The organism is Rhodococcus jostii NBRC 16295, assembly GCF_001894825.1.
GTDB lineage: Bacteria > Actinomycetota > Actinomycetes > Mycobacteriales > Mycobacteriaceae > Rhodococcus_F > Rhodococcus_F jostii.
Genome location: NZ_BCWY01000252.1, coordinates 1 through 965 on the forward strand (window position 1 = coordinate 1; position 965 = coordinate 965).

The following is a 965-nucleotide window of genomic DNA, read 5'->3' on the forward strand; positions in this document are numbered from 1 at the left end:
AGGGCGTGTCTCCCAATGATTTGGGGTGTTGTGCTGCAGACTCTTCGCTGTGGCAGACGTTGTTAATAGGTTTGAGGTGTTGACGGACAAGCAGTGGGAGTTGCTTGCGCTGCTGTTGCCCAGTTCGGATGGGCTGCGGGGGCGGAAGTTCCAGAACAGCCGGCTCGTGGTGGAGGGGATGCTCTACCGGCTGCGTACCGGGCTCCCGTGGCGGGATCTACCTGCGCATTTCGGCCCCTGGAAGACGGTGTGGAAACGGCACCGACGCTACGCCGGGGATGGAACGTGGGATCGGGTACTCATAGCCCTGGCGGCGATGGCCGATGCCGGTGGCGACCTGGATTGGGCGGTGTCGGTGGATTCCACCGTGGTGCGGGTGCACCAGCACGGCGCCAACGCCGCGCGTGACACAGGGGGATCTACCGAATTACACGAATCTGCTTGACGAACCGGTCGATCACGGCATCGGCCGGTCCCGCGGCGGGCTGACCTGCAAAGTCCACCTGGCGTGCGATGGCGACGGACGTCCCTTGTCGGTGCTGGTGGGTCCTGGCCAGGCCGGCGACAGCCCGATGTTCGGCCCGCTCCTGGAGGGCATCTGCGTGCCGCGCATCGGTGGCGGCGCACCCCGCACGCGCCCGGACGAGGTCCGTGCCGACAAGGCGTACACATCCAAGGCCAATCGAGAACTGCTACGCAGCAAGGGCATCAAGGCGGTCATTCCCGAGAAGTCCGATCAGGTGGCCAACCGCAAGAACAAGGGCAGCGCGGGCGGTCGGCCACCGAACTTCGATGCCGAGTCGTACAAGGGCCGCAACGTGGTGGAAAGGGCCTTCAACAAGGCAAAACAGTGGCGAGCGGTGGCAACCCGGTATGACAAGCTTGCCCTGACTTACCGGGCTGGATTCCTCCTCGCCGGCATCGTCGAATGGCTCAAACTATTGGGAGACATGCCCTAGGGCCGA

1 protein-coding gene is annotated in these 965 nt (G+C 64.4%); it reads left to right on the plus strand.

Annotated elements, in window-relative coordinates; translation table 11 throughout:
* Positions 1–49: 49 nt before the first annotated feature.
* Positions 50–959, plus strand: a protein-coding gene (locus RJ1_RS45040; protein ID WP_255284983.1) for an IS5 family transposase whose coding sequence is annotated in 2 segments (ribosomal slippage) — positions 50–400 and positions 402–959 — 909 coding nt in all. Because the reading frame shifts where the segments join, the coding sequence is not laid out codon by codon here.
* Positions 960–965 lie beyond the last annotated feature (6 nt).